This is a genomic window from Nocardia sp. NPDC059228 (assembly GCF_042754245.1).
GTDB lineage: Bacteria > Actinomycetota > Actinomycetes > Mycobacteriales > Mycobacteriaceae > Nocardia.
In genome coordinates, this window is the sequence record NZ_JBHZAL010000053.1 from 1 (window position 1) to 20,190 (window position 20,190).

At 67.9% G+C, this 20,190-nt stretch carries 20 protein-coding genes; 6 read left to right on the plus strand and 14 right to left on the minus strand.

The window, feature by feature from the left end; all coding sequences use genetic code 11:
• Window positions 1-141: 141 nt before the first annotated feature.
• The 7 genes from ACFXKA_RS39660 to aceA all read right to left on the minus strand — a co-directional run bounded on the left by ACFXKA_RS39660 (window position 142) and on the right by aceA (window position 7,149).
• Entirely contained in the window at window positions 142-333 is a 192-nt protein-coding gene (locus tag ACFXKA_RS39660; protein WP_364620324.1) for an antitoxin, read from the minus strand.
• Window positions 334-409: 76 nt separating this feature from the next.
• Window positions 410-790 carry a VOC family protein gene (locus ACFXKA_RS39665; protein WP_354847054.1) on the minus strand — a complete coding sequence of 127 codons (381 nt, stop codon included), beginning with the start codon at window positions 788-790 and terminating at the stop codon, window positions 410-412.
• A gap of 109 nt (window positions 791-899) precedes the next feature.
• Window positions 900-1,604 carry a WYL domain-containing protein gene (locus ACFXKA_RS39670; RefSeq protein WP_354847057.1) on the minus strand — a complete coding sequence of 235 codons (705 nt, stop codon included), beginning with the start codon at window positions 1,602-1,604 and terminating at the stop codon, window positions 900-902.
• Between the two features lie 85 nt (window positions 1,605-1,689).
• Window positions 1,690-1,815 carry a hypothetical protein gene (locus ACFXKA_RS39675; RefSeq protein WP_354847060.1) on the minus strand — a complete coding sequence of 42 codons (126 nt, stop codon included), beginning with the start codon at window positions 1,813-1,815 and terminating at the stop codon, window positions 1,690-1,692.
• A gap of 150 nt (window positions 1,816-1,965) precedes the next feature.
• Window positions 1,966-4,281 carry a 5-methyltetrahydropteroyltriglutamate--homocysteine S-methyltransferase gene (gene metE, locus ACFXKA_RS39680; protein ID WP_379431382.1) on the minus strand — a complete coding sequence of 772 codons (2,316 nt, stop codon included), beginning with the start codon at window positions 4,279-4,281 and terminating at the stop codon, window positions 1,966-1,968.
• A gap of 172 nt (window positions 4,282-4,453) precedes the next feature.
• Window positions 4,454-5,326: a 3-hydroxybutyryl-CoA dehydrogenase gene (locus ACFXKA_RS39685; protein WP_354847064.1), complete on the minus strand. Its 873-nt coding sequence runs from the start codon at window positions 5,324-5,326 to the stop codon at window positions 4,454-4,456.
• 533 nt (window positions 5,327-5,859) lie between these two features.
• Window positions 5,860-7,149 (minus strand): isocitrate lyase, encoded by a 1,290-nt coding sequence (gene aceA / locus ACFXKA_RS39690; protein ID WP_379389181.1) that lies wholly within the window; start codon window positions 7,147-7,149, stop codon window positions 5,860-5,862.
• Between the two features lie 529 nt (window positions 7,150-7,678).
• Here aceA and ACFXKA_RS39695 point away from each other — a divergent pair.
• From ACFXKA_RS39695 to ACFXKA_RS39705, 3 genes are all read left to right on the plus strand, one after another.
• The gene (locus ACFXKA_RS39695; protein WP_379431383.1) at window positions 7,679-8,155 is read left to right on the plus strand and encodes a DUF1772 domain-containing protein; all 477 of its coding nucleotides are present in this window, start codon (window positions 7,679-7,681) and stop codon (window positions 8,153-8,155) included.
• Window positions 8,156-8,387: 232 nt separating this feature from the next.
• Window positions 8,388-9,053: an NTP transferase domain-containing protein gene (locus tag ACFXKA_RS39700; protein ID WP_379431384.1), complete on the plus strand. Its 666-nt coding sequence runs from the start codon at window positions 8,388-8,390 to the stop codon at window positions 9,051-9,053.
• A 13-nt stretch (window positions 9,054-9,066) separates the two neighbouring features.
• On the plus strand, window positions 9,067-10,092 hold the full coding sequence (locus ACFXKA_RS39705) for an XdhC family protein (protein WP_354847075.1): 1,026 nt from the start codon (window positions 9,067-9,069) through the stop codon (window positions 10,090-10,092).
• A gap of 20 nt (window positions 10,093-10,112) precedes the next feature.
• Here ACFXKA_RS39705 and ACFXKA_RS39710 read toward each other — a convergent pair whose 3' ends face one another.
• From ACFXKA_RS39710 to ACFXKA_RS39735, 6 genes are all read right to left on the minus strand, one after another.
• The gene (locus ACFXKA_RS39710; protein ID WP_379431385.1) at window positions 10,113-11,210 is read right to left on the minus strand and encodes an ABC transporter substrate-binding protein; all 1,098 of its coding nucleotides are present in this window, start codon (window positions 11,208-11,210) and stop codon (window positions 10,113-10,115) included.
• 79 nt (window positions 11,211-11,289) lie between these two features.
• A complete protein-coding gene (locus tag ACFXKA_RS39715) occupies window positions 11,290-12,084 on the minus strand; it encodes an ABC transporter permease (protein WP_379389264.1) in 795 nt (264 codons plus the stop codon).
• Window positions 12,085-12,131: 47 nt separating this feature from the next.
• Complete coding sequence (locus ACFXKA_RS39720) at window positions 12,132-12,893, minus strand: ABC transporter permease (protein WP_379431386.1); 762 nt, start codon at window positions 12,891-12,893, stop codon at window positions 12,132-12,134.
• A gap of 11 nt (window positions 12,894-12,904) precedes the next feature.
• Window positions 12,905-13,708 carry an ABC transporter ATP-binding protein gene (locus ACFXKA_RS39725; protein WP_379431387.1) on the minus strand — a complete coding sequence of 268 codons (804 nt, stop codon included), beginning with the start codon at window positions 13,706-13,708 and terminating at the stop codon, window positions 12,905-12,907.
• 171 nt (window positions 13,709-13,879) lie between these two features.
• Complete coding sequence (locus ACFXKA_RS39730) at window positions 13,880-14,233, minus strand: hypothetical protein (protein ID WP_354847088.1); 354 nt, start codon at window positions 14,231-14,233, stop codon at window positions 13,880-13,882.
• A gap of 154 nt (window positions 14,234-14,387) precedes the next feature.
• Window positions 14,388-15,332 (minus strand): hexose kinase, encoded by a 945-nt coding sequence (locus tag ACFXKA_RS39735; RefSeq protein ID WP_379431388.1) that lies wholly within the window; start codon window positions 15,330-15,332, stop codon window positions 14,388-14,390.
• 104 nt (window positions 15,333-15,436) lie between these two features.
• Between ACFXKA_RS39735 and ACFXKA_RS39740 the strand changes: the two genes are divergently transcribed.
• The gene (locus tag ACFXKA_RS39740) at window positions 15,437-15,877 is read left to right on the plus strand and encodes a DUF4254 domain-containing protein (RefSeq protein WP_354847094.1); all 441 of its coding nucleotides are present in this window, start codon (window positions 15,437-15,439) and stop codon (window positions 15,875-15,877) included.
• Between the two features lie 338 nt (window positions 15,878-16,215).
• Here the strand turns inward: ACFXKA_RS39740 and ACFXKA_RS39745 are convergent, their stop codons facing one another.
• Window positions 16,216-17,733 carry an ATP-dependent DNA ligase gene (locus tag ACFXKA_RS39745; RefSeq protein WP_379431389.1) on the minus strand — a complete coding sequence of 506 codons (1,518 nt, stop codon included), beginning with the start codon at window positions 17,731-17,733 and terminating at the stop codon, window positions 16,216-16,218.
• Window positions 17,734-17,839: 106 nt separating this feature from the next.
• Here ACFXKA_RS39745 and ramB point away from each other — a divergent pair, with 106 nt between their 5' ends.
• Window positions 17,840-19,249, plus strand: a complete 1,410-nt coding sequence (gene ramB / locus ACFXKA_RS39750; RefSeq protein ID WP_354847100.1) for an acetate metabolism transcriptional regulator RamB — start codon at window positions 17,840-17,842, stop codon at window positions 19,247-19,249.
• 206 nt (window positions 19,250-19,455) lie between these two features.
• Window positions 19,456-20,145, plus strand: a complete 690-nt coding sequence (locus tag ACFXKA_RS39755; RefSeq protein WP_379431390.1) for a hypothetical protein — start codon at window positions 19,456-19,458, stop codon at window positions 20,143-20,145.
• The last annotated feature ends 45 nt before the right edge of the window (window positions 20,146-20,190 follow it).

A 20,190-nucleotide genomic window follows, 5' to 3' on the forward strand; every position in this document is an offset into this window, starting at 1 on the left:
TTTTTTTTTCCCGCCCCCGCCCCCCGGGGTTTTTCCCCCCCCCGCGGGGCCCCCCCCTTCCTAAACCCCCCCCCCCCCCCGGGGCGGCGGGGGGGGGGTGCCGCCCCGCCCCCCGGCCGGCCCCGAAACCCGCTGTGCCGCCTAGTGTCCCGACTGCTCGCGCAGGGCCTGTTTGGCGGCGTCCTGCACCTTGTCGACCGCACCGGCGAACTTGCCGTCGGTCTGCTGGTCCACCAGATCGCCGGCCTTGTCGATCAGCGGCTCCAGCTTGTCGGCGTGCTGACCCGCCAGCTCCGCCGCCTTGCCCGCCGCATCCTTCAACTGGTCGAACATGCCCACGATCCACACTCCTGTCTCGAATCAACCTCCGTGACAGGCTATCTCCGCGGCGCGGCGGGAGCGGCGGGGCTCAGTTCGCGGGCGGCGGGCTGAAGACGCCGAAGCGGTTGCCCGAGGTGTCGAGCAGCTCGGCGAAGACCAGGCCGTTCTTGGCGGTGACGGGCTGCAGGAAGACCTTGCCACCTTCCTGCTCGGCCGCGGCCAGTACCGCGGGCACGTCCTGGACCAGCACATAGAAGATGGCGTGGTTGCCGGAGGCGTCGTCCTGATGTGCGATACCGCCCGCGGGCATCTCGTTACCGGGGTAGGTGACGATGTCGTACTTGCCGTCTTCGTCCGGGTCCGGAGCGAAGTTCCAGCCGAACAGTTCCCGGTAGAAGGCCTTCACCTGTTCGGGCTCATTGCTGCCGACCTGGAACCAGGCGACGGTGTTGAAGGGCGGAGTGGTCATCTCTGTCTCCCGGAGAGTCATGGTGGATTTCCTTGCCCCACCACGATCTCCGGGCCCGGCGACAACCCTGTGTCGGTGTTTCCGGATGATTTTGTCGGTGTTCGCCGGCCTAACCGAGCGATATCATCCGCACCTCGTGCACCGGCTCGTCCGGGCGGCACATGTCGATGGTCCGCTCCGGCCCGGTCCACTCCGTCAGCTCGATGGCCTTCATCCGGTCGAGCCGGAAGTTGCGCGGTTCGTCGCGCAGCCGGCACCAGGCCAGCAGATACCAGCCGTTGGTCCCGTGCAGCAGCGCGACCGGCTCCACCTCGCGCTCGCTGAGCACCCCCGAGCCATCCAGATATTCGATGCGCAGCACGCGCCGCGCCACCACCGCCTGCTCCACCTCCGCCGGGATCGGCATCGGCGCGACGGCCTCCGGCGACTCCAGCAGGCGCACCCGCAACGCCAATTGCCGTGCCGCGTCGGCGTTCTGCTGGGACATGGCGGCCAGGATCTTGCGCAGGGCACTGCGCCCGGCCGCCGCGAAGGGCCCATCGTCGGCGCGGGCCACGGCGACCGCCAGCGCCACCGCCTCGGCCGCGGTGAAGTTCAGCGGCGGCAGCGACATGCTCTTCTCCAGCGCGTACCCACCCCGCCGCCCCACATCGGCGTAGATGGGCACCCCCGACTGCTGCAGCGCGCTGATGTCCCGCTCAACGGTGCGCACGCTCACCCCGTGCCGCACGGCCAATTCCCGTGCGGTCCGCAGCCGCGGGGACACTGCCCGCAACTCCTCGACAATCGCGTAGAGCCGATCCGTGCGGTTCACGCCCACACCGTAGCGGCACCCACCGACAATCCCGGGTCGGCGCTCAGCAACCCCGGGTCGGCGCTCAGCCATCCCAGGTTGGCGCTCAGCGCCCCGACTTCCAGGGCGGATCCGGCGGCACCTGATCCCCCTTCTGGTTGTAGGTGTCGTTGTACTGCTTCTCGGTTTCGGGTTCGTCCACCGGCTGATCGCTCTTACCCGTCGGATCCATGCCCACTGCCTTTCTCGAAAACCTGTGTCCCGCACGGTAATCGTCGGCTCATGACGGATTCGTGACGCCGGACGCACGGAACCCCGGTCCGATCGGAGGATCGGACCGGGGTTCCGGGAGCGCTACTGCCTGAGCGGCTTCGCTACTGCCTCAGGCGGTTTCGCCAGCGGCGGCCTCCGCGCGGCGGCGGACGCGGCGGGCCGCGGCGACCATATTGCGCAGGGACGGGTCGAGCTGCCAGTGGTGGCGGGTCTTCAGGCCGCCGTCCGGGTTGGCCCACAGGCGTTCCGGGGTGACGGCTTCCGCTGCGGCGGTGAGCAATTCGTCCAGCTCGTCGATGTCCGGGATCCGGGCGGAACGGGACTCGTACACACCCGGGCCGACGCCGTGGGTGAGACCACGGCCTTCGGCGCAGTCCTCCTTCAGCGCCTCCAGTACCCACTCGATGGAGCGGGTGGCGACGATGGCGGTGACGTCCGCGTCGAGTTCCTCGATGGCCGCCACCACGTCACCGCGGCTGGAATAGCCGATGTGCGTGTGGATCTGGGTTTCCGCAGCGACGCCGGAGGTGGCCAGCTTGAACGCGCCGACAGCCCAGCGCAGGTATTCGGCCTGGCCCTTCTTGCGCAGCGGGAGCAGTTCGCGGATGGACGGCTCGTCCACCTGGATGATGGCGATGCCCGCCTTCTCCAGATCCATCACCTCGTCGCGGATGGCCAGCGCCACCTGGTCGGCGGTCTCGTAGAGCGGCTGATCCTGGCGCACGAAGGAGCGGGCCAGCATGGTGACCGGACCGGTGACCATGCCCTTGACCGGTTTGTCGGTCAGGGACTGGGCGTAGGTGGTCCACGACACCGACATGGGCTCGGGGCGCGACACGTCGCCGTACACGATCGGCGGTCGCACGCACCGGGATCCGTACACCTGCACCCAGCCGAAGTGGGTGGTGGCGAAGCCGTCCAGCAGCTCCGCGAAGTACTGGATCATGTCGTTGCGCTCGTGCTCGCCATGCACCAGCACGTCGAGGCCGATGTCCTCCTGCAGCCGGATGGTGGACTCGATCTCGGCTTCGATGCGCTTGCGGTACTCCTCGTAGGACAGCCGGCCCTGACCGAGGTCGTGGCGCGCCTGCCGGGCCGTCTCGGTCTGCGGGAACGAGCCCAGCGTGGTGGCGGGCACCACCGGCAGCCGAAGCTTGGCCTGCTGCGCGACCCTTCGCGTCTCGTAGGGCTCGCGCACCCGCATCTGCGGGGTGACGGCGTAGACGCGCTGGCGCACCGCGTGCTTCTGCTTGAAGTGCACCGAGGTCGGCTTCCGGCGCCACTTCTCCGAGGGTCCCTCGGTGAGCGCCTTGGCCAGCGAAACCACTTCCAGCACCTTCTGTTTGGCGAAGGCGAGGCGGTCGGCGACGGGGCCCTCGAGCTCGTATTCGACGAGCACGTCGTAGGGCACGTGCAGCAGCGTGGCGCCGGTGGAGACCACCATGTCGGGGCAGACCTGGGCGAGGGCGTTGAGGTATTCCAGCGTCACGAACCGGTCGGCACGCCACACATTGGTGCCGCTGATGACACCGGCGTAGAGCCGCTTGCGCCTGATGCCGGGGATCTTGGCCAGTTCCTCCGGCACGATCCGGTGGCTGGCCAGGTCGAGGCCGATGGCCTCCACCGAAGTGCGGCACAGGATTTCGATGGCCGCACCGAAATCGCCGTACTGCCCGGTGACCAGCATGCGCGGGCGCAGCGGGGCCTTGGACAGGCGCTGGTAGGTCTTCTCGAACAGCTCCATGGTGGACGGCGAGCGGTCGCTGGTGAAGCAGGGCTCGTCCAGCTGCACGCAGGTGGCGCCGCGCTTGGCGAGGATCTCGAACAGTTCCTCGTACACCGGCAGCAGCTTGTCCAGCAGCACCAGCTTGTCGAATTCGGTCTCGCCGGGGACGTGGCCGGTCTTGGACAGCAGCAGCAGCGACAGCGGTCCGAGGATCACCGGCCGCAGCTCGATGCCGGCCGCCTTGGCGCGATCGAACTCGTCCAGCAGCGCCTCGGGGTGCAGCGAGAATTCGGTGTCGGGCTCGAGTTCCGGCTGCCGGTAGTGGTACGGCGTGTTCAGCAGCTTCACCAGCTCCAGCGGCGGCAGATCCGGCCGGCCGCGAGCCATCAGGAAGTAGAAGTCCAACGGGTCCAAGCCTTCTCGGAAGGGCTCGAACCGCTGCGGGACCGCGCCGAACAACAGCGCGTTGTCGAGAATGTGGTCGTAGAAGGAGAAGGTGTTGCCCGGGACCTGCGTGAGCCCGGTGGCGGCCAGCTCCAGGTACTGGCTTTCTTGAATCTCGCGCCCGACGGCGAGCAGCTCGTCGCGCGACAGCGTGCCGTGCCAATAGGACTCGAGCGCGCGCTTGAGTTCCCGATGCGGACCGATCCGCGGGTATCCCAGGATGCTGGATCCGAACCCGTCGGTGACGTTGACCATCTGAACGGACACTCCTTCCGAGCTGCCGGTCCCGAACGACCTGGTTGCAGCTTATGCCCGGTTGCGGTGGACGCCGCCACATGCCCGGCGGCGCGCACCTTGGGTGAAAAAACACGATGCGCTCACGCGACCACCCGCGTGAGCGCATCGAAACGCCATGGAAAGGCTCAGATCACGCGCGGTTGTACTGGTAGAAGCCCGCACCGGCCTTCTTGCCCAGCAGGCCGGCCTCGACCATGCGCATGAGCAGCGGCGGCGCGGAGTACAGCGGCTCCTTGAACTCCGCGTACATGGAGTCGGCGATGGACTTCACGGTGTCGAGGCCGACCAGGTCGGTCAGCGCCAGCGGGCCCATGGGGTGGGCACAGCCCAGCACCATGGCCTTGTCGACGTCTTCCTTGGTGGCGAAACCGGATTCGACCATGCGGATGGCGGAGAGCAGGTAGGGCACCAGCAGCGCGTTCACCACGAAGCCGGAGCGGTCGGCGGAGCGCACGACCTGCTTGCCCAGGATGTCGGCGGCGAACTGCTCGGCGCGCTTGGTGACGGTCTCGGTGGTCTTGAGGGTGGTGACCAGCTCGACGAGCGGCAGCACCGGCACCGGGTTGAAGAAGTGCATGCCGACCACCCGCTCCGGGTTGTTGGTCGCCACGGCGATCTTCATGATCGGAATGGAGGAGGTGTTGGAGGCCAGCACCGCGTTCGGATCGGTGACGACCTTGTCGAGTTCGGCGAAGATGGCGGTCTTCACGTCCTCGTTCTCCACGACGGCCTCGACGACCAGCTGACGGTCGGCGAAGTCGCCGAGGTCGGAGGTGAAGCGCAGCCGCCAGGCGGCCTGCTCCCGCTCGCGCTCGGTAATCTTGCCGCTGGACACCCCGCGGTCCAGCGACCGCAGAATGCGGGCCCGGCCGGCTGCCGCGAGTTCCCGGGTCTGTTCGAAGACGAGGACATCGACATGTGCCCGGGCGCAGACTTCTGCGATACCCGCACCCATCTGTCCGGCGCCGATAATGCCGACGCGCTGAATCTTTTCGCTGCTCACGTCCCGCTCCGTTCCGCCTCCCCGCAACCTTTGCGGGCGGCTGAGTGCCGTTGCCACTTCTGCGTCCGTGCCTGCGTCGAGTGCCGAACCGATTTCGGCCGTACCCGATGAGTTACCCCTACCGGTACGAAATCAGTTGTCGCGTATCGAACGCCGCCAGTCGGCCGTCGTGACTGTGGGTGAAGGCGTCGGACTAACTTTTTCGACCCTGCGCCTTCTTAAGGTCTTTGCAAAAAACGCTATAGGAAGATGCCCTCCCCGCCGGGGCTGTCGACGGGAAGGGCGGGTGAACTTCGCCGGGAGAGGGCTTGCCATCCCCTCCCGGCGAAGTTCCGGGTCCCCGGGGCGGCCGAGGTTGTGATGCGACTGCCGCCCCGAGGGTTGTCCACTCCACCGCCTCTCCGGGTATTCAGCGGGCGGCCAAGAGCCGTCGTCGCCATGCACCCGAGCCGGCGGTTGGGTGGCGAACCGATTTCGGTCGTCCCCGGGGCGTTACCCGGATCCTCACGAAATCAGTTGTCACCTTGGGAAACTCAGTGGAACTGGCCCTCTTCGGTGGAGCCCTTCAGCGCAGCGGTGCTGGTGTTGGGGTCAACGGTGGTGGCGATGGTGTCGAAGTAGCCGGCGCCGACCTCACGCTGGTGCTTGACGGCGGTGAAGCCACGCTCGGCGGCGGCCTTGAACTCGCGCTCCTGCAGGTCGACGAAGGCGGTCATGCCCTCGCGGGCGTAGCCGTAGGCCAGGTCGAACATGCCGTAGTTCAGCGAGTGGAAGCCGGCCAGGGTGATGAACTGGAACTTGAAGCCCATGGCGCCGAGCTCACGCTGGAACTTCGCGATGGTCGCGTCGTCCAGGTGCGCCTTCCAGTTGAAGGACGGCGAGCAGTTGTAGGCCAGCAGCTGGTCCGGGAACTCGCCGCGGACGGCCTCGGCGAACTTGCGCGCGACCTCGAGGTCCGGGACGCCGGTCTCCATCCAGATGAGGTCGGCGTAGGGGGCGTAGGCCTTGGCACGCGCGATGCAGGGCTCGATGCCGTTCTTGGTACCGAAGAAGCCCTCGGCGGTACGGGTGCCGTCCAGGAACTCACGGTCGCGCTCGTCCACATCGGAGGTGATGAGGGTGGCGGCCTCGGCGTCGGTGCGGGCGATGATCACCGACGGCACGTCGGCGACGTCGGCGGCCAGACGCGCGGAGGTCAGGGTGCGGATGTGCTGCTGGGTGGGGATCAGCACCTTGCCGCCCAGGTGGCCGCACTTCTTCTCGGAGGCCAGCTGGTCCTCCCAGTGCACGCCGGCCGCGCCGGAGGCGATCATGGCCTTCTGCAGCTCGTAGGCGTTCAGCGCGCCACCGAAGCCGGCCTCGGCGTCGGCGACGATCGGGGCCAGCCAGTTGGCGACCGAGGTGTCACCCTCGACCTTGGCGATCTCGTCGGCGCGCAGCAGCGCGTTGTTGATGCGGCGGACCACGGCCGGAACCGAGTTGGCCGGGTACAGCGACTGGTCCGGGTAGGTGTGGCCGGACAGGTTCGCGTCACCGGCGACCTGCCAACCCGACAGGTAGATGGCCTTCAGGCCGGCGCGGACCTGCTGCACGGCCTGGTTACCGGTGAGGGCGCCCAGGGAGTTGATGTAGTCCTCGTTGTTGACGAGATCCCAGAGGATCTCGGCACCGCGGCGGGCGAGGGTGTGCTCCTCGACGACGGTGCCCTGCAGCTTCACGACCTGATCGGCGGTGTAGTTGCGGGTGACGCCCTTCCAGCGGGGGTTGGTGTCCCAATCCTGCTGGAGTTCCGCAGCGGTCTTCGGGGTGCCGACCTTCGACATCTCTGACTCCACTTCTTCGTTCGGTCTCGGTAGCCCCGCGGATCGAACACGCGCCGGATGAGGGAGCGAGGATGTTCGACCACTGCTGGAGCGGCGATTTGCAGACTTGCTAGGCCCGCGAGGTGTACTTCCACACGATGGCACAGGAAAAAATATGCGTCTACCTGTTGCAAGTGTGAATCCCCGCTAGCTTTCACCAGCCTTTTGCTAAGCTTGCAAAATTTGCTTGCGAATAGCAGGGATGAAATCTACTTGCCGGTAGCGCTGACGTGCGGTTTTGCATAACGCCCGTACTGTTTGCGTGACGGGGACCACCGGCGCATGACGCGCCGACGGGTGTCCGGATGTGAGCACCTTCACAGATCGTTCTGATCTTGATGGTTGTGAGGCGAGCCACCGCGGCGCCGACTTCGGACCATTCGGTCGAACTGAAATCTCATTATCTAGCACCGCTAGACAAGATAGCTCCATCTTGTTATCGTTGCTTCAGTTACTAGCGCCGCTAGATTACCGCCGAAAGAGGCCCCCGATGCTCGTCCTGACCGGCCAGTTCCTCGCCGCCCTCGCCGTCCTCGCCAATGCCGTCGTCTACGGCACCGACTGGTGCGCCGCCCTCATCACGCGATCCGTCTACCGCCGCCTCGACGACGCCTCCGTCACCGTCAGCGCCGGCTGGGGCCACTACTACGGCGACAAGCGCATGCCGATCTTCGGCGCCGGCGGCGTCGTCACCGCCGCCCTCACGCTGATCGTCGCCGCGGTCTCCGGCCACAGCGGCGCGGCTGTCGCCGCCGCCGTCGCGCTGGTCGCCCTTGTCGCCTGGCTGGCGCTCTACGTGAAGGTGGCCAAGCCGGTGAACACCGCGCAGAAGGCGGCCGCCCAGTCCGGGGTTATCCCCGCCGATGCCCGTGCGCTGCAGGACAGGTGGGACAGCATCATCAACCTCCGGGTGGCCCTGCAGTTCATCGCCCTGTCCGGCCTGCTCGCCGCCCTGGCCCTCTTCTGAGCCACCCGCGTTCGCCTCTTCTGAGCCGCCCACGCACGAAGGCCCCGCACCGAACTCGGTGCGGGGCCTCGTTGTTCGGCCTCGTTGTTGCCCGGACGAGACGGGATCAGCGGCTGGGACCGCTACCCGATCGGCCCGGGATTCGCTGCCGGTTGGCGGCATCCGGCCGGTCCGGAAATCCCTGATGGTCGCTTGGTCAGCGAAGGTGCGCGGGCGGGATTACCCTGCTCGCGTGAGTCCCGAACGCTGCGATGGAATTCTGCTCGCGGCCGGTGCCGGTCGGCGATATGGCATGCCGAAAGTGCTGGCCGAGGACGGTCGCTGGCTGCGCGGGGCAGTGGCGGCGCTGCGGGACGGCGGGTGCGCGCGAATCTTCGTGGTACTGGGCGCAACCGGGCCCGCCCACCGCGCGCCGGGCGGCGAGTGGGAGGTATCGCAGACCTCGGGCATCGCCCTGCCCGAGGGAGTCCGCCCGGTCTGGGCGGCGGACTGGGACCTCGGCCTGAGCGCCTCCACGCGCGCGGGTCTGGCGGCGGCCGCGGCACCGGGCCTCGGCACCGGGAGGTCCGCGGCGACGCCGCCGAATCACAGCACAGCGCCCGCGGAATTGGTCGCGATCATGCCGGTGGATACGCCGGACGTCGGGCCCGCGGTGGTCGAGCGGGTGATCGCGGCGGCACGGGCGAGCGAGAGCCGGTTGGCGCGGGCGTTCTTCGGGACCACGCCCGGGCATCCGGTGGTGCTGGGGCGAGCGCACTGGGCGGGGGTGTGCGCGAGCGCGGAGGGAAATTCGGGGGCGGGCACTTATTTACGACAACGAGCGGATATGGTGTGCGTCACGTGCGATGACCTCGCAACGGGGATCGATCGGGATTATCCGGCGGACACCGCACTGTGATCGGGAGCATGTGATGCGGGAAATCGTCGACGACCTTCTTCGAATTTGGCACAGCGGGCGCACCGGGGGGCTGGCCACTCTGGTTCGGACACAAGGCGCTACACCCGTGCCGATCGGGTCGGCCATGGTGGTGGACGCCGACGGGCGCGCCTTCGGATCGATTTCGGCGGGCTGCGCCGAGGCCGCCGCCTACGAGGCCGCCATCGACTCGGCGCACACCGGACGGCGCGGGCTGCAGCGATTCGGACCGGGCAGCGGGCTCGACGCGCAGATGGACTGTGTCGGGACCCTGGACGTGTTCACCGAACCCTTCTCGCGCAGGCACTTTCCCGAATTCCCGGATGTGGCAGCCGATATGGCGGCCCAGCGGCAGGTCACCGTCTTCACCGTGGTCTGGCATTCGGACCCGGATGTGATCGGCCAGCACCTCATCACCGACCGCAAGCACGGCACCGAGCTGGTCTCGCTCCCCGACTCCGACGTCTTCGTGTCCTCGTTCGCCCGCCCGCCGCACCTGATCCTGGTGGGAGCCAACGCTTTCGCGAGCGCGCTGGCCACCCAGGCCCGGCTGCTCGGCTACCGGATCACCATCGTGGACGCCCGCCCCACCTTCGCCAATCCGACCGCCTACCCGGGCTGCGAGGTGGTGGTCGACTGGCCGCACCGCTACCTCAACACCCTCGCCTCGGCCGGGGAGATCGGCACCGACACCGCCATGGTGGTGCTCTCACACGACCCGAAGTTCGAAATCCCTTTGCTCACCGTGGCTTTGCGACTACCCGAGCTGGGGTACCTGGCCGCCCTGGGCACCCCGGCATCGCACGCACATCGGCTGGAGGCCCTGCAGGCGGGCGGCTTCACCGACGAGACCCTGTCCCGCCTGCACTCCCCCGCCGGTCTCGACGTGGGCGCCCGCACCCCCGCCGAGACCGCCGTGTCGATCGCCGCCGAACTGCTGGCGGTCCGCAACGGCACCTCCGCCGAACCGCTGTCCGCCTCCTCCGGCGGGGGCCGCCGGCACGTGCAGCTGGTGCGCTGACTCGGCCCTGATGCGCTGAGCTACTTCAATTCGGGGTGCTCGGCGAAGACCTCTTTGAGCACCGAGAGGTCGAACAGCTTGTCCGCCTTGATATCGATCTTGGCCTTGGCCAGCGCCGCGATGTTCTGTTCGATCAGCGCGTCGGTCATGGTGAACAGCCCGTTGGCTTTGGAGTCGGCCGATTCGACCAGCCCGTTCTGCGCCTGCGCCTCCATGGTCTGCTCACGCAGCTCCAGGCGCTGATCCTTGCCGTACACCTCGACGGCCAGCCGCGCCGCCTCACCCGGGTCGGCGACGGCGTCCTTCCAGCCCTTGATTTCTGCCATCAGGAACGCCTTGAGCTTGTCGCGCTCCTTGTCGATGGTCTGCTGGCTCACCGTCAGCGTCTCCGCGACCAGCGGCAGCCCGAAGTCGGCGAACAGGAAGTTGAAGTTCTGGAACCCCTTGGTGGCCAGGGTGATCGGCTCATTGGTGGCGTAGCTGACCCAGCCGTCCACCTCACCGTTGGCCAGCGGCGTCGGATCGTATTGCGCGGGCACGATGGTGACGTCGGAGGGCGACATGCCATTGGCGGTCAGCAGCGCATTGAAGATGAGCTGATTGGTGTCCTGCACACCGATCTTGCGCCCCTTCATGGCCTGCGGATTGAGGATCGGGCTCTTGCCGGAGCTCACGATGCAGAAGGGATTCTTCTGATACGTGGTGCCGACGATCTTGGCGGACAGGCCCTCCAGAATCGCGGGCGCGGTGGTCTGCGGCGCGGACATGCCGATCCAGATCTTGCCGGTGCCCAGCCCCGCCTCCACCGAGGTGCTGGCCGCGCCGCCCGCGATCAGATTCACCGACCCGAATCCGGCGTCCTTGTAGTAGCCCTTGGAATCGGCGAAGTACTCACCGGCGAACTCGATGTTCTTCAACCAGGACAGCTGCACGGCCACCGTCCCGTACTTGGAACCGTCGGCGACCGAGCCATTGCCGGAGCTCGAGGAGTCCTTACCGCACGCGGCCAGCAATCCGGCGCCGCCCACCGCCGCACCGGTCAATCCGGCGTAGCGGAGGAAGTTTCGCCGACCCATGGACAACTGCGAGGCCGAATCCGGCCGGAACACACCACTCATGCGGCGAATGTAGGCCGTTTCGATTTCCGATTTTTTGCTTTTCCGCAGGTATTTGTGTGCGCCGCGTTAACTCGTGTGCTCATTCCCGGCTCCGTTCCGGCGAGAACCGCGCCAGCACCAGGTTTTCCAGCACGCCCACCACCGCGTAGGCGAACACCGACACCAGCGTGACCAGCGCGATCGACGCCCACAGCCGGTTGTACTGGAAGGTGGGGATGGCGCGGATCAGGCCCGCGCCCAAACCGGTTCCGCTGCCCAGCCATTCGCCGAGCAGCGCACCGATCAGCGCGCCCGGCACCGAGACCCGGGCGGCCGCGAACACCGCGGGCAGCGCGGCCGGGACCGCCACCATGCGCATGGCCGTCCAGTTCGAACCCCCGTAGGCCAGTACCAGTTCCGTGGCCTGCCGGGGCGCGGACCGCAAGCCGGTCATGATCATCACCAGGGCCGGGAAGAACACCACGATGGCGGCCATGACGGTGACGCCGAGCAGTCCGCGCCCGAACACCAGCACGATGATGGGGGTGATGGCCACCAGCGGGACCGATCGCAGCAGCATCGCCACCGGCATGAACGCCTGCGCCACCGCGGGAACGCCGATGAACAGCGCCGCCACCACCAGCGCCGCACCCATGCCCGCGCCGAAGCCGATCACCGCGTCCCGCAGGGTGATTCGCATTTCGTCGAAGATCACCTGACGAGCGCCCGCCGAGGTCGGTCCGGTCACCAGGTACTTCCACACGTCCCCGGGGCTCTTGCCGACCAGCCCGACCTGTGGATACAGCTTCAGGAAGCCGTACCACAGGGCCACCAGCAGAATCAGCGAAACCAGTAGTGGCAGCAGGAATCTCCCGATCGGCCGCAGCAGGTTCAGCAGCTGTGCGGCCCGGCCCGCCGCCGGGTTCGCGACCTTGTCGGTCATCATGCCTCCGCTCGCGTCCACGGCACCGCCACCCGCGCCACCAGCGCCACGATTGCGTAGCCGAGCCCGGCCAGCGCGGCCGCGGCCAGCGCCATGCCCCAGGTGCGCGGCACGTTGTAGGCGGTCTGCGCGGCCGTCAGGGCCACCCCGATGCCGCTGTCCACGCCGCCCAGGTACTCCCCGATGATCGCGCCCAGCACCGCGGAGGGTGCGGCAATCTTCAAGGCGGCCAAGGTATTCGGCAGGGCCGCGATCAGCTGCACCCGGGTCAGCCGCTGCCAGCGGCCGCCGCCGTAGGCGCGCACCAGATCCAGGCTGGTGCGGTCCGCGGACCGCAATCCGGATACGGTGCCGACCATGGTGGTGAAGAAGCAGTACATGGCCGCCAGGAACACCGTCGGCGTGCGCCCGCCGAACACCACCAGGATGATCGGCCCCAGCGCCAGCAGCGGCGTACAGTAGCTCAGGATGGCCAGCTGGGTGACCAGCATTTCGATCGGCGGAATCAGCACCACCAGCACAGCCAGCGCAATGGCCAGCGCATTACCCCACAGAAACCCTTGCAGCGCACCCCAGGCCGTGATCCGGAAGTTGGGTCCGTACAGCGCCCACCCGTCGGCGTACATGGTGTGCAGCACGGTCCACGGGCTCGGGACGGTGCCGCCCGCGACGCGCAGTTCGGCGAGCAGCGTCCACACCGCCAGCAGCGCGAGCATGCCCGCCAGACCGCCCAACCTGGTTATCCGCAGACTCTCTCTCATTGCGCCCCAGTTCATTCCGACGCCACCCCGCCCCGGCCGGTGCGCCCGAACAGCAGCTCCGACAGGTAGTCGTGCAGCTTGTGGAATTCGGGCGTGCGCATCATCTCCGGTGTGCGGGGCCGCGGCAGGTCGATGTTCACGACCTCCACCACCCGCCCGGGCCGCGGGCTCATGACGGCCACCACGTCGGAGAGGAAGACCGCCTCGGCGATGCCGTGCGTGACCATCAGTGTGGTGGCGGGCTTTTCGGTCCAGATGCGCAGCAGTTCCAGGTTCAGCCGCTGCCGGGTCATATCATCGAGCGCGCCGAAGGGTTCGTCCAGCAGCAGCACCGTCGGCCGGACCACCAGCGCGCGGGCGATCGAAACCCGTTGCCGCATACCGCCCGACAGCTGCGCGGGCTTGGCCTTCTCGAAGCCCTCCAGGCCGACCAGCCGGATCAGATCCGCGACCAGCTCGCGGTCCGCGGGCAGCCCCGCCACCTGCAGCGGCAGCCTGATATTGGATTCCACACTGCGCCAGGGCAACAGCGCCGAATCCTGGAACGCGATCCCGAACTCGTGCCGCCGGCGCAGCTCGGCCGGGGTCTCACCATTGATCTTCGCGGTCCCCGCCGAGGGCGACTCCAGGTCCGCGAGAATCCGCAGGATGGTGGACTTCCCACACCCGGAGGGTCCCAGCAGCGACAGGAACGCGCCCTGCGAGGTATGCAGATCCACCGTGTCCAGGGCCGGCACCACCCGCCGCCCGGAGCGGAAGGTCTTGCTCAGCCCGCTGATGTGAATGCCCGTCCCCGCGGCGGCTTCCGAACTCATAGCGCCAACGGTAAGTGCCGGGAATTGCACGCAGATTGCAAATGAGCGGACGAGATGACCTATTTGTTACGCAGCGGGGACGCGAAACTTGCCAGGGAGTTCGGGGCGGAGCCTCCGAGAATCTCGAGGGGGTTCGGGGGCGAAGCCCCTGAGAGTCCCGCGAGTTGGGTTTCACCACCAGGCCGAGGGTTCGAACCAGTCGCGCGCCTCCCGGCGGAACAGCAGCACGATCACCGCCAGCGAGACCAGCGGCCCCAGCGGCCCCGGCGGCCGCCCCTCGGTGATCGACGGCACCGTCCACAGCATGTTCATGACCGCCACCAGGATCGCCCCGATGCGCACCGACTGCCCCTCGGAATTGAATGTCAGCGCGACCAGCCCGAGCAGGAACGCCGGGATGAACGGCACCGCGGTCCCGATCGCCGCCTTGGCTCCCAGCAGCCATCCCGAAGAGGCCACGCAGATCGCGCCCAGCCCCGCGATTCCCAGAGCGAGCACCTGCGCCGCACGCACCACCCGGGGCATTCGATAACTGTCGTCCACACCCGACCCCCGATCGGGTTGAGTTCCCAGGTCCGACACTCCCCCAACCTAACCCGGGACAATCCCCGGTCTCCGCCACCACGCCGCCGCGCGGTTCAGTTCACAGCTACCTCACATACGGCGTGTCCCCGGACTGTCACGGCCGGACAGCGACGGATTCGAGTTCCCGCACCCGCACGGTGGGCAGCAGCCGATCCCGCAGCACCCGGTCGATCTCGCCCGCGACCGGAATGACCACGGCGGCGGCGGAAGTGGCGACCGCGTCGGCGAGCAGCTCCGGCCAGTCCGGCGTGGTGCCGGAGGCCAGCGCGGCAATGATGGCCGCCACCGCCGCGTCGCCCGCCCCGGTGGGGTTGCCCGCCAGTGGTTTAGGCAGCGCTGCCGTCCAGGCCCGGGTCGGGGTGACCGCCACCATGCCCGCACCGCCCCGGGTCACCACCACCGTGCCCACACCGTCGGCGATGAGCGGATCCACGGCCGCGAGGATCTCGGGAATGGTGCCCGCCGGGCGGCCGGTGAGTCGTTCCAGCTCCTCGACATTGGGGGTGAGCACGACGCCGGGCACGCGCGCGGCCAATTCCAGCGGCTGGCCGTCGAAGTCGCAGATCGTGGGCACGCCCCGGGCGATGGCGGTGCGCGCCAGCTCGGCGGGCAGGCCCGGACTCACTCCGCCGGGCAGCGAACCCGAGATGACCAGGCCGCTCATATCCGAGAGCAGGCCCGCCACCCGCACCCGCAGCTGATCCACCGCGTGCGGTTCGGTGACCCGCGGGCCGGGCTCCCACAGCGCGGTGGCGGTGCCGTCATCGGATTCGCTGATCACCACCGTGCGGCGGACCCACGGCAGCGCGTGCACGAAGTCCACGGGCATCTCGAGTTCCGCGGCGGCCGCGAAGGAATGGTCCGAGAAGCCGGTGGCGCGGGCGTATTTGCCGAGCTGGTTCAGCACCCGCGTGACATTGATGCCGCGCCCGCCCAGCCGCTGATCCACCGACCGCACCCGCTGCGCCCGGCCCCGCTCGAAATGCTCCACCCGGTAGGTCATGTCGTAGGCCGGGTTCAGGGTCACGGTGAGGATCACCCCACCATCTCGGCACGTCACGGCACCGGATGCAACCCCTGCACGACAAAGTGGCACCGAATGTCGTTGCCATTCGGAGATATTCGAGGGGCAGGATGTCGGCCGTGCATCCGCTCCCACCGAAACACCTGCTGCTGCAGGCCTGCCGTGGCCTGCCCCCCGACGACCATCCGGTGCTGCGCTGCGCCGGCTTACTCGCGGACCTGCACGAGCGGCGGCTCACCAGAGCGGGCGGCACCGATCGGATCGACCACGACCGGGCGCGGCTGGTGCTCGATATCGACTCCTGGGTGGCGGCCGAACTCCCCAAGGCCGCCCGCGACGCCCACCTGCACACCGAGACCGTAGGGACGGTGGTGGACCGGCTGGCGCAATTCTCCGCGCTCGCCTACCTGTCCCTGGCCATGTCGCCCGACGACGCCGTGCACGATGCCGCCCAGCGGCTCACCGAACTGGCCATCGCCTACGAGCATCTGGCGGGAGAGCTGGCCGCGGGCCGCCGCCGGCTGCCGAACCTGACCGGCACCCGCGACTACGAATCCTGACCGCGAGACGAATCTTGACCGCGGCCGGCGGTGCCCGGCGAGGGGGCGGGGCACCACCGGCCACAAGGTGGACCATGCGCAATCCACCGTCGAAGTCTCCCGAACGGCACGAGCTCACAGGGAATCCGCGTGGGAGATGCGGTGGCAGTTCCTGTGTCCCGTCACCTGACAACCGTCCGGTCGAGCGTCGACACCTGAATCATGTCGCCCGAAACTCGGAGCGTGCCCTGTTCCAGCTGTGAATCGTCTGTGAGGAGGGGCCCAACTCTCGAGACTCTCAGGGGCTTCGCCCCGAACCCCCGGGGGGCAATGTCGGGGGCTCCGCCCCCGCACCCGTTCTATTTGGTGCCGGGTAGCAGGGCGCGGATGGTGTCGATGGTGTCGGCTTGGTGGGGTTCTTTGTCGGGGCGGTAGCGGACTACCCGGGCGAAGCGGAGGGCTACGCCGCCGGGGTAGCGGGGGCTGGTCTGGACTCCGTCGAGGGCGATTTCCACCACCAGTTCGGGGTAGAGGTAGACGGTGTTGCCGTCGCGTGTGCGTTCGTGCCGCGGGAATTCGGCCGTCTGCCACTGGAGTAGGGCGTCGGTGAGGCCCTTGAAGGTTTTGCCGACCATGATCGGGTCGCCGCCCTCGGGGTCGCGGGCGCCCAGGTGGAGGTTGGAGAGGTAGCCGGTGCGGCGGCCGTAGCCCCATTCCGCACCGAGCACGATGAGGTCGAGGGTGTGGGTGGGTTTGATCTTCTGCCAGGAGCGGCCGCGGCGGCCGGCGGCGTAGGGGGCGTCCAGGGATTTGATCATGATGCCCTCGTGGCCCGCGGCCAGCGCGCCGTCGAAGTATTCGGCGGCGGCTTCCGGGTCGGGGGCGATGAGGGCCGGAATGGTCAGGCCGCAGGCCACCGCGGTGAGGGCCTCGCGGCGCGTGCGCAGCGGGGCGTCCAGCAGGTCGGCGCCGTCGAGATGGAGGCAGTCGAAGAAGTAGGGGTGCAGCAGCAGTTCCTGGGAGGTGGTGGCGCCGAAGCGGCTCATGGTCTCCTGGAAGGGCCGCGGTCGGCCGGAGTCGTTGAGCGCCAAGGTTTCTCCGTCGAGGACGACGCTGGTGCAGTCCAGCTGCCGCACCACCTCGACCAGTTCGGGCACGTTCGCGGTGATGTCGCGCAGGGTGCGGGTGAACACCCACACCCGCTCGCCGTCGCGATGCACCTGGATGCGGGCGCCGTCCATCTTGTGCTCGACGCTGGCCCGCCCCTCGAATTCGGCCATCGCCTCCTCGAGGGTCGCGCCGGGCGAGGCCAGCATGGGCTGGATCGGCCGCCCGACCTCGAGCCGGAACGCGGCCAGGGCCTCGACGCCGCCGGTGCGCGCCGCGACGGCGGTGACCGGCAGCCGCCCGGACAGCATGTGGGCCCGGCGCACCGCCTCGATCGGCACGTCGAAGGCGGCGGCCACCGCCTCGGCGACGATCGCGGTCAGGGCGCCCTGCCGCATCTCCCCGGTCAGCAGGCGGAGCAGGAATTCCTGCTCGTCCTGGGTCGCGGCCCCGAACAGAGTGGCCAGCAGTTCCTGTCGTCGCGCCGTCGACCCGCTGCCCGCGACCTCGGCCAGCTCGCTGAAAGCGGTGTCCACCTCGTCCACGGACAGCGTGGGCACCGCGGCCGGCTCGACCGCGAGCGTAGTCAGCGTCCGCCACCCCGTTCCGATCCGCCCCTGCGGCAGCTCGCCGGACAACCAGGCCACGACCTGCGCCAACTCTTGCGGCGCCGCCGGCTTCAGCAGGTCGGCAAAGATCTCGACCTTGTTCTTTCGCGACGACGTCGCCCGCACACCCTGTGACGCCTCAACCACATCGGACAAGAGCACTTGTCGACGGTAACCCGAGCGACCGACAACGATGTGACACACAGCTCAGCAGCTCTGCTAACTCTCACGTTGGCAACGATGCGAAGACACCAATAAACTCGGGCGCATGGCCAAGACTTACGTCGGTGCGCGGCTGCGACAGCTGCGTACCGAGCGCGGTTTGAGTCAGGTCTCGCTGGCCAAGAAGCTCGAGATCTCCGCGAGCTACCTGAATCAGATCGAACACGACGTGCGTCCGCTCACCGTACCGGTCCTGCTGCGCATCAGTGAAGTCTTCGGCGTCGACGCCGGTTTCTTCTCCTCGCAGGACGACACCCGGCTCATCGCCGAACTCCAGGAGGTCGTGATGGACCAGGAGCTCGGGGTGGAGGCCGACGCCCAGGAGATCGCAGAAATGGTGTCCGCGCACCCGGGTCTGGCGCGCGCCATGGTGAACATGCATCGCCGCTACCGGAATACGACCGCGCAGCTGGCCGCCGCCACCGAGGACCGCTTCGCCGACGGCAGCGGTTCGGGCGCCATCTCCAAACCGCACGAGGAAGTGCGCGACTACTTCTATCAGCGGCAGAACTATATTCACGAATTGGATACCGCCGCCGAGGAACTCACCCATCGCATGCGATTCCACGGCGGCGATCTCAAGCGCGAGATCCCGCGCCGCCTCAGCGATGCGCACGGCGTGCAGATCGTGGAGCGTATCGATCTGGGCGACGGCGTGCTGCACCGTTTCGATCCCGAGCAGCGCCGCCTGGAAATCGCGCCGCATCTCTCGGGCGGGCAACGGGTGTTCAAGCTGGCCGCCGAGCTGGCCTATCTGGAGTGCGGCGAGCTCATCGAAAAGCTGGTGGCGGAGGGCAATTTCAGCGGCCACGATTCGGTCGTGCTGGCAAAACTGGGCCTCGCCAACTATTTCGCCGCCGCCACGGTGCTCCCCTACACCCATTTCCACGAGGTGGCCGAGGACTTCCGCTACGACATCGAACGCCTATCGGCGTTCTTCACGCAGAGCTACGAGACCATCTGCCACCGCCTGTCCACGCTGCAGCGCCCCAAACTCCGCGGCGTCCCCTTCTCCTTCGTCCGCGTGGACCGCGCCGGCAATATGTCGAAACGCCAGTCCGCCACCGGTTTCCACTTCTCCTCGAGCGGCGGCACCTGCCCGCTCTGGAACGTCTACGAGACCTTCGCCTACCCCGCGAAGATCATGACCCAGATCGCCCAGATGCCCGACGGCCGCAAATACCTCTGGATCGCCCGCACCGTCGAACGCCGCGCCACCCGCTACGGCGAACCCAGCAAGACCTTCGCCATCGGACTGGGCTGCGAACTCCGCCACGCCGGCCGCACCGTCTACGCCGACGGCCTGGACCTGAACGAGCCCAAAGCCACCCCCATCGGCGCCGGTTGCCGCGTCTGCGAACGCTCCAACTGCCCCCAACGCGCCTTCCCACCCCTCGGCAAATCACTCGACATCAGCGAACACCGAAGCTCCATCTCCCCCTATGTCATTCAGTGACCGCGTCACGAAAATAGCGTTGGACTCGACTCCAGGCGAAACGACCATCGGAATGGAGCCATCGGAGATCGTCGCGGATATCTGGGGGGCTTCGAAGTTTCCTCTTGCCGTGCATCATTCGATGACTGCCGGACATCATGCGATGACCGATTGGATGACCTATCCGGATGGGAAACACGCGTTGAATCGCAGGCGAACATGATCGTGTGAAAATCGAGAAGGTTATCGCCACTGCCGGTCTCACCATTGCCGCGCTGGCGATCACAGGGGGTACATCCTACGCCGCGCCGACGCCGGATCCGGCTGCGGTGCAGTCGATTCAGCACCCCGCTCAGGGGCAGAACGATCTGGGTTACTCCATTGTTCGGTCGGATGCCGATAGGACGGTTACAACGACGCTGACCGGCGGCACTTTCCGGCTCACCGATGCCTCGGTGGACGTGTTGGATGGCTCCGGGGTGGTCGTGTCGCGGATGCCGCTGGCGATGACCACCGCGGGTACGGATCTGGTGGTTTCGATGCATCCGAGTATCGAGGACAACGGGACCAGGCTGGTTGCGCATCCGGAGGCCGGCGAGGTCGCGCAGCCGGGTGCGGCGGATATCGGGCGATGGGTGCCGACCTCGCCCAAACAGCGCGCGACCGAAACCGGTAGTGCCGTGGGCGCGTTGGGTGGTGCGCTCGGCGGCATCGTCGTCGGCGTCATCATCGCGGTGGCCACCGGGGGGCTCGGCGTCATCGCCCTGCCGTTCGCGGCCATGATCGGTGCGTTGATCGGTGGCGGCACCGGCAGCGCGGCGGGTGCCGGCACCACCAACGACGACCGGCAGGACGGCTGGACGTGGCAGCAGGACTGCCACACCGACTACTACACCCACAACCAGTACTGCTACTGAGGCGATCTCACCGTTGAACCCGAGCCGGTGTCAGCTTTCGCTGAC

Coding starts and splice junctions, on each gene's coding strand:
- ACFXKA_RS39660 (WP_364620324.1), bottom strand. CDS start 333: ATGTTCGACCAGTTGAAGGATGCGGCGGGCAAGGCGGCGGAGCTGGCG.
- ACFXKA_RS39665 (WP_354847054.1), bottom strand. CDS start 790: ATGACCACTCCGCCCTTCAACACCGTCGCCTGGTTCCAGGTCGGCAGC.
- ACFXKA_RS39675 (WP_354847060.1), bottom strand. CDS start 1,815: ATGGATCCGACGGGTAAGAGCGATCAGCCGGTGGACGAACCCGAAACC.
- metE (WP_379431382.1), bottom strand. CDS start 4,281: ATGGTCAACGTCACCGACGGGTTCGGATCCAGCATCCTGGGATACCCG.
- aceA (WP_379389181.1), bottom strand. CDS start 7,149: ATGTCGAAGGTCGGCACCCCGAAGACCGCTGCGGAACTCCAGCAGGAT.
- ACFXKA_RS39695 (WP_379431383.1), top strand. CDS start 7,679: ATGCTCGTCCTGACCGGCCAGTTCCTCGCCGCCCTCGCCGTCCTCGCC.
- ACFXKA_RS39705 (WP_354847075.1), top strand. CDS start 9,067: ATGCGGGAAATCGTCGACGACCTTCTTCGAATTTGGCACAGCGGGCGC.
- ACFXKA_RS39710 (WP_379431385.1), bottom strand. CDS start 11,210: ATGAGTGGTGTGTTCCGGCCGGATTCGGCCTCGCAGTTGTCCATGGGT.
- ACFXKA_RS39720 (WP_379431386.1), bottom strand. CDS start 12,893: ATGAGAGAGAGTCTGCGGATAACCAGGTTGGGCGGTCTGGCGGGCATG.
- ACFXKA_RS39725 (WP_379431387.1), bottom strand. CDS start 13,708: ATGAGTTCGGAAGCCGCCGCGGGGACGGGCATTCACATCAGCGGGCTG.
- ACFXKA_RS39730 (WP_354847088.1), bottom strand. CDS start 14,233: ATGCCCCGGGTGGTGCGTGCGGCGCAGGTGCTCGCTCTGGGAATCGCG.
- ramB (WP_354847100.1), top strand. CDS start 17,840: ATGGCCAAGACTTACGTCGGTGCGCGGCTGCGACAGCTGCGTACCGAG.